Annotated in this window: 7 protein-coding genes and 1 pseudogene; 5 read left to right on the forward strand and 3 right to left on the reverse strand. The window is 69.1% G+C overall.

The genetic code is table 11. The features are described from left to right. The first annotated feature begins 102 nt into the window (after positions 1–102). Together FCU40_RS11345 and fixJ are read left to right on the forward strand one after the other, a co-directional pair. Positions 103–1,590: a PAS domain-containing sensor histidine kinase gene (locus FCU40_RS11345; protein WP_168075000.1), complete on the forward strand. Its 1,488-nt coding sequence runs from the start codon at positions 103–105 to the stop codon at positions 1,588–1,590. Beyond that, on the forward strand, positions 1,583–2,194 hold the full coding sequence (fixJ, locus tag FCU40_RS11350) for a response regulator FixJ (protein ID WP_168075001.1): 612 nt from the start codon (positions 1,583–1,585) through the stop codon (positions 2,192–2,194). Before FCU40_RS11345 ends, fixJ begins: the two co-directional genes overlap by 8 nt. Here the strand turns inward: fixJ and FCU40_RS11355 are convergent. Together FCU40_RS11355 and FCU40_RS11360 are read right to left on the reverse strand one after the other, a co-directional pair. Next, positions 2,191–2,694, reverse strand: a complete 504-nt coding sequence (locus tag FCU40_RS11355) for a hypothetical protein (RefSeq protein WP_168075003.1) — start codon at positions 2,692–2,694, stop codon at positions 2,191–2,193. The genes fixJ and FCU40_RS11355 overlap by 4 nt on opposite strands. A 41-nt stretch (positions 2,695–2,735) precedes the next feature. After that, the gene (locus FCU40_RS11360) at positions 2,736–3,059 is read right to left on the reverse strand and encodes a nucleoside transporter (RefSeq protein ID WP_275052048.1); all 324 of its coding nucleotides are present in this window, start codon (positions 3,057–3,059) and stop codon (positions 2,736–2,738) included. Between the two features lie 208 nt (positions 3,060–3,267). Between FCU40_RS11360 and FCU40_RS11365 the strand changes: the two genes are divergently transcribed. Further along, positions 3,268–3,918 (forward strand): helix-turn-helix domain-containing protein, encoded by a 651-nt coding sequence (locus FCU40_RS11365; protein ID WP_004619947.1) that lies wholly within the window; start codon positions 3,268–3,270, stop codon positions 3,916–3,918. A 27-nt stretch (positions 3,919–3,945) separates the two neighbouring features. Here FCU40_RS11365 and FCU40_RS11370 read toward each other — a convergent pair whose 3' ends face one another. Continuing rightward, a complete protein-coding gene (locus FCU40_RS11370; protein WP_168075005.1) occupies positions 3,946–5,268 on the reverse strand; it encodes an MFS transporter in 1,323 nt (440 codons plus the stop codon). A 135-nt stretch (positions 5,269–5,403) separates the two neighbouring features. Here FCU40_RS11370 and motA point away from each other — a divergent pair, with 135 nt between their 5' ends. Next, a complete protein-coding gene (gene motA / locus FCU40_RS11375) occupies positions 5,404–6,270 on the forward strand; it encodes a flagellar motor stator protein MotA (RefSeq protein ID WP_004619943.1) in 867 nt (288 codons plus the stop codon). A 135-nt stretch (positions 6,271–6,405) separates the two neighbouring features. Beyond that, a pseudogene (locus FCU40_RS23325) lies at positions 6,406–6,549 on the forward strand (hypothetical protein); the annotation flags it as partial.

Here is a 6,549-nt window from a genome sequence, read left to right on the forward strand (position 1 = left end):
GCAAGGCTGGAGGAGCATCTCGGTTACGCAAACGCCCTGCCTTGACCTGGCTCAAACGGGCTCGGCTATAACGGCGAGAGTCTGTTGGAGCTTTTCAAGCCAATGAAGCCGGCGCGAGGCCTGTCCTCGACCCTGTTCAGCGATCCGCGTCCCACCGCCTATCTGGCCGCCTGCGCGGCGGTGATAGCGACGGTGATCGCGCACCTCTATCTGCCCCAGGCCTTCACCGCGCCGTCGTCGTTCCTGCTGTTCGTGCCGGCGGTGCTGATCGCCGCGGCGCTGGGCGGCCTGGGACCCGGCGTCTTCGCCACCACCTTCGCCTGGGCCGCGGTCTGGTGGGAGACGCGGGGCGCTCCGTTCGACATGGTCAACGGCCTGGCGGCGGCGATCTTCCTGTCGGTCGGCTTCGGCATGGCCATCGGCGGCGGCTGGTTCCACGCCGCGCGGCGACGGGCGACGGCGGTCAACGACCACCTGCGCTCGATCCTCGACACCGTGCCCGACGGGGTGGTGGTCATCGACCGCGCCGGGATCATGACCTCGTTTAGCCCCGCCGCCGAGCGAATGTTCGGCTGGACCCAGGACGAGGTCCTGGGCCGCAACGTCTCGCTGCTGATGCCCGAGCCCTACAAGTCGGCCCACGACAAATACATGGAGCGCTACGCCCGCACCGGCGAGAAGCGGATCATCGGCTCCGGACGCGTGGTGGTGGGGCGGCGCAAGGACGGCTCGACCTTCCCGATGGAGCTTGCGGTCGGCGAGACCAAGGGCGCGACGCCCTCTTTCACCGGCTTCATCCGCGACCTGACCGAAAGCCAGGAAACCGAGACGCGCCTGCAGGAGCTGCAGAACGAACTGGTCCACGTCTCGCGCCTGACGGCCATGGGCGAGATGGCCTCGACCCTGGCGCACGAGCTGAACCAGCCGCTGTCGGCCATCGCCAACCTGCTGACCGGCTCGCGACGGCTGATCGACCGGGGCCGCGAGGCCGACCAGGCCAAGGTGCGCGACGCCATCGACCGCGCCGCCGCCCAGGCCTTGCGGGCCGGCGAGGTGATCCACCGGATGCGCGACTTCGTCCGGCGCGGGGCCAGCGAGCGCGCCGTCGAAAGCCTGTCCAAGCTGATCGAGGAGGCCTCGGCCCTGGCCCTGATCGGCGAGAAGGAACGGCAGGTCGACGTGCGTCTCGATCTGGACCCGCGCGCCGACGCGGTGTTCGCCGACCGGGTGCAGGTCCAGCAGGTGCTGCTGAACCTGATCCGCAACGGCATCGACGCCATGCAGGCCTCCGACCCGCGCAAGCGGGCGCTGCTGATCAGCACCGACCAGACCGAGGACGGCTGGGCCAGGATCAGCGTCGCCGATACCGGTCCCGGCATCGCCGAGTCGGTGCGCGAGCGGCTGTTCCAGCCGTTCATGACCACCAAGCCGCAAGGCATGGGGGTGGGTCTGTCGATCTCGCGCTCGATCATCGAGGCGCACGGCGGCCGCATCTGGGCCGAGGCCAATCCCGGCGGCGGCGCCCTGTTCCGCTTTACCCTGCCGCCCGTCGAGGCGCGCATCGCCCAGAAGGAGACCCTCGATGAGTGACGCCCCCCAGGTCGTCCACGTGGTGGACGACGACGAGAGCGCCCGCGAGTCGCTGGCCTTCCTGCTGGAATCCGCCGATTTCGAGGTCGAGTCCTACGCCAGCGCGCCGGCCTTCCTGGACGCCCTGCCGACCGCCAAGCCGGGCGTGATCATCACCGACGTGCGGATGCCCGAGATGAGCGGCCAGGACCTGGTGGCCCGCCTCTCGGCGCTGAAGGTGCGAATGCCGATCGTGATGATCACCGGCCACGGCGACATTCCAATGGCCGTCGAGGCCATGCGATCGGGCGTGGCGGACTTCCTGGAAAAGCCGTTCTCGGAATCGCGGATGCTGGACGCCCTTCGACGGGCCTTCGACCTGGTCGAGGCGCCAAGCGCCGTCTCCGACGACCAGGCGGCGATCCACAAGCGCATCGAGACCCTGTCGGAGCGCGAGCGCCAGGTGCTGGACGGCGTCGTCGCCGGCCACGCCAACAAGGTCATCGCCCGCGACCTGGGCATCAGCCCGCGCACGGTCGAGATCTACCGCGCCAAGCTGATGACCAAGATGCAGGCCGACAACCTGGCGGCCCTGGTGCGGATGACGCTGTCGGCGCGGGCTTAGGCGCGGGTCGCCCCGGCCGAGCCGAAGGAAATCGCCGCGACGATCGCCGTCAGGCCGATCGGCAGCGGCCCGTAGAACATCATCGGAATGCCCGTCGCGATCGAGAAGACGTTGTCTGGCGACACTTGCGCGCTGATCGCCATGAGAACCAGCACGAGGCCGAAGATCAGCGCCGACACCAGGCCTCTGAGGACGCGCGACGGCAGGCCGGCTCCGACGACGCCAACGCCCATGCCCAGCAGCGCCATAGCGACCAGGAAGGGGACGAGGCCGAGCACGAACACCGCGACCCAGGCGCCGCCCGTCGAGATGTCGCTCCGCGCGATCCGCAACGATACGAACTGGTTGGGGATCGTCCAGAGCAGCAGCAGGCCGCAAACAGCGTGGAACAGACCGACCAGCAGGCCCCGCGCCGCTCCCCCGCCGATGTGTCGGCTGTTTTCCACCATGTTGGAGACCTCGGGAAAACCATTACGATCCGCGCGCGCGAGCACGGCCATCGTCTTTAGCCCGTAAGGCGCCAAGCGGGTAAGGCCGCCCTCTAGACCTGGGCGCCGAGGACCTCGGCCAGCCGGCGGCCCAGGGCGTCGTCCAGCAGGGGCTTTTCGACCACCGACACGCCGCGCACGCCCGCGCGCACCAGCCGTTCGGCGTCGCCGGTCAGGACGATGGTCGGACGCCCGCCCACCCGGTGGGGCCAGGAGCGATCGCTGTCGTCGATGACCACGCAGGCGGCGGCGCTGCAGTCGACGCAGGCCATGCAGGCGTCGGGCGCGGCCGGGGCGCTGACGGCGTAGCCTTCCGTCTCCAGGGAAAAGCGCAAGGCTTCCCTCAGCGGCTCGTCGGCCACCAGGAGCAGGATCAAGGGTCGGGGATCCGACAGGTCAGGCCGATCGCACATGGCGCCCAGACTCCGCGCGATCTCTCCGCCGCGCCTTGATCGGCGTCAAAACTCGACGGGTACGCGGACGCGCCTAAGCAATTCCCCTTAGCGAGGCTTCCTTAGGCGTGGTCCACGAATTTCCGCGCGGCGTCCGGGGCGCGATAACCCTCTCAAGCCAAGGGGGTTCTCCATGTTGTCTCCGATCCGCGCCAAAAGCTTTGACACCGATCATCTGTTCGACGCCGCCTTGCCCACGCCGGGCGCCTGCCTGCGGCTGACCCGCGACGAGGAGATCTTCGGCGAGGGCGAGGACGCCGACTACATCTACCAGGTGGTCTCGGGCTCGGTGCGCACCTATCGCATCCTGCGCGACGGCCGTCGCCAGGTGGACGCCTTCCTGTTCGCCGGCGACTATTTCGGCTGGGAGATGGGCGAGGCGCACCGCGTCACCGCCGAGGCCATGTGCGACACCAGCGTGCGGATGATCCGCCGGGGCGCGCTCAGCGACCTGGTGGCGCGTCGCGGCGACGCGGCCCGCGCGGTCTTCCACCTGACCGCCGAGGGCCTGCAACGCAGCCAGGACCACGTGCTGATGCTGGGCCGCCGCTCGGCGATCGAACGGGTCGTGGGCCTGCTGCTCGACATCGCCCAGCGCACCCGCGCCGACGCCGAGATCGACGTGCCGATGGGCCGCCAGGACATGGCCGACTATCTGGGCCTGACGATCGAGACCGTCTCGCGGGCCCTGACCAGCCTGCAGGACGAGGGCCTGATCGCCCTGCCGACCGTGCGCCACGTGGTGCTGAAGGACCGCCGCGCCCTGGAGCGGATGGTTCTCTAGAATATCGCGCGGAGTGGCGGGCGCCCCCTAAACCCCGCCCTCGTCGGCGCGCTCCAAGCCCGCGATCGTCGCCTCGGTCTCGGGTCCGGCCTGGGAGATCGCGCGCAGCATGGCCTGGCGCAGAGCGTAGGCCAGCAGGCCGACCAGGATGGCGGCGTTCAGCACGAACGGCCCCCATCCGACGCGCTCGTAGAGCAGCACGAACAGCGGCGCGACGACGACGTTGAGGCCGTTGATCGCGGCGATCGCGCCCGCCGCCCCGGCCTGGTCGCGCGCCCCGACCGACAGCGAGGCCCCAGCCGTGAAGCCCGGCCGCGCGAAGCCATAGCCCAGGCAGGCGATCGCGTAGCCGATGGCGACGGCGGCGTAGTCCGGGGCGAAGGCGACGACCGCGTTGCCCACCGCCGCGCAGCCGACGCCCCAGCGCATCAGCTCGCGCGGGCCCATGCGGAACATCCGGATGAGACCCCACTGGGCCAAGAGGCCCGCCACCGCCCCGGCCGCCATGGCCAGGGTGATGAAGCCCTGGGCCTTGATCGGCGAAAGGCCCAGCTTGTCGATGATCAGAAAGCCCAGGGTCTGGGTCTGGGCCGTCTGGCACGAGGCGACCAGGAAGCCGAAGATCAGGAACGGCTTGAGGCGCTCGTCCTTCCACAGGGCGACGTCGGAGCCGCCGCCCAGGAACGGCAGGGCCCGCCGGCGGCGCGGCGGCGTCTCGCCGCCCCCGACCGGCTTGAAGGTCTCGGGCAGGCCGCGATGCACGACGAACAGCATGACCGCCGCCAGCACGGCGAAGGCGAACATCGGCCCGGCCAGGGTGACGATCGGCAGCACGAACAGCGGCGCCAGCAGCGGTCCCACCACCGTGCCCAGGCCCGTGGCCCCGGCCAGGGTGGCCATGGTCTGGGTGCGCTCCTCGCGGCTGGTCCGCTCGGCCATATAGGCCTGGGTCGCCGGGTTGGCGGCCGAGCCGAAGCCGCCGAAGATCGCGCGCGACAGCAGGAACAGCACGAAGATCACCATCGGCGCGGCCACGTGGCGCAGGCCCGCCGAGACGACGATGGCGCACAGGCTCATCGACAGGCAGAACCCGCCCAGGCCCAGCAGGATCAGCGGCTTGCGTCCTCGGATGTCGGATTGTCGCGCCCAGATCGGCGAGGTGATCGCCCACAGCACCGCCGACAGCGAGAAGATGGCCGCGACCATGGCGTCGGGAATGCCGATCTGCCGGCCGATGGCGGGCAGCACCGACAACATGCCCGTGTTCCCCAGGGCGGTCGCCACGGACACGCCGAAGAGAATGGCGAATGGGCCTCGGTTGTCCCGGGCCTCCTGAGTCTCCCCTGTCATCAAACAACCGTTAGACCCGCCGGCGACAGGGCGCAATCCGTCGCGGCCATCGCGGCCTTATGGTCGCGCAGGGAACCTTGGATTAATCATTAAATCCGATGATGCGCCGTCATTCGCGGGGTCGGCTAAAGCACCATGTTCCAGATCATCGGCATTGTCCTGCTCTTCGGCCTGGTGTTCGGCTCGTTCATCATGTCCGGCGGCAAGATGGACGTCATCATCGAGGCGGCCCCGCACGAGCTGATGTGTATCCTGGGCGCGGGCATCGCCTCGTTCCTGATCTCGAACTCGATGACGACGATCAAGGCCACGGCCGGCGGCTTCGGCAAGATCTTCAAGGGCCCCAAGTGGAACGCGGCCGACTATCGCGACCTGTTGAGCCTGTTGTTCCTGCTGACCAAGACGATGAAGTCCAAGGGCGTCATCGCCCTGGAAAGCCACATCGAAAAGCCGCACGAGAGCACGATCTTCGGCCGTTACGCCAAGATCACCCACGACCACTTCGCCGTCGACTTCATCTGCGACACGCTGCGGATGATGACCATGAACCTGGAAGATCCGCACCAGGTCGAGGACGCGATGGAAAAGCAGCTCGAAAAGCACCACCACGAGGCGCTCGAGCCCGCCCACGCCCTGCAATCCCTGGCCGACGCCCTTCCGGCGCTGGGCATCGTGGCCGCCGTGCTGGGCGTGATCAAGACCATGGGTTCGATCACCGAGCCGCCCGCCGTGCTGGGCGGCATGATCGGCGGCGCCCTGGTCGGCACCTTCCTGGGCGTGTTCATGGCCTATGGCTTGGTGGCGCCGTTCGCCCTGCGCCTGACCTCGGTCGTCAACGAGGAAGGCGCCTTCTACAAGATCATCCAGGCGGTGCTGGTGGCCCACCTGCACGGCAACGCCGCCCAGATCTCGGTCGAGATCGGCCGCGGCAATGTCCCCTCGCCGGCCCAGCCCAGCTTCGCCGAGCTGGAAGAGGCCCTGTCGCAGATGCCGAACGAATAAGACTCCCCGCGGCCTTCGCTCGCCGAGAGGTCGCCTGATCACGGCCCCGTGAAGTCCTGGCTTGCGCGGGCTTTCGAACCGGTATTCCCTTCGCTGAAGGCCGCCGCGAGGGCGGCCGTCGCCAGGGGAAACCTCATGAGCTCCACCGTTCTTCGCAAGTTCCTGATCGCCGGCGTGGCCGTCGCGGCCCTGTCGCTGGCCGCCTGCGGCAAGAAGGACGCCGCCGAGGGCGACAGCGCCGCCGCCAAGGCCGCCGCCGCCGACGCCAGCACCGTGACC

The sequence above is a fragment of the Caulobacter sp. SSI4214 genome (genome assembly GCF_012184455.1).
Taxonomy (GTDB): Bacteria; Pseudomonadota; Alphaproteobacteria; order Caulobacterales; family Caulobacteraceae; genus Caulobacter; species Caulobacter vibrioides_E.

Excerpts from the sequence above, each read along its gene's own strand:
- FCU40_RS11370 (WP_168075005.1), bottom strand. The coding sequence starts at position 5,268 with ATGACAGGGGAGACTCAGGAGGCCCGGGACAACCGAGGCCCATTCGCC.
- FCU40_RS11365 (WP_004619947.1), top strand. The coding sequence starts at position 3,268 with ATGTTGTCTCCGATCCGCGCCAAAAGCTTTGACACCGATCATCTGTTC.
- FCU40_RS11345 (WP_168075000.1), top strand. The coding sequence starts at position 103 with ATGAAGCCGGCGCGAGGCCTGTCCTCGACCCTGTTCAGCGATCCGCGT.
- fixJ (WP_168075001.1), top strand. The coding sequence starts at position 1,583 with ATGAGTGACGCCCCCCAGGTCGTCCACGTGGTGGACGACGACGAGAGC.
- FCU40_RS11355 (WP_168075003.1), bottom strand. The coding sequence starts at position 2,694 with ATGGCCGTGCTCGCGCGCGCGGATCGTAATGGTTTTCCCGAGGTCTCC.
- motA (WP_004619943.1), top strand. The coding sequence starts at position 5,404 with ATGTTCCAGATCATCGGCATTGTCCTGCTCTTCGGCCTGGTGTTCGGC.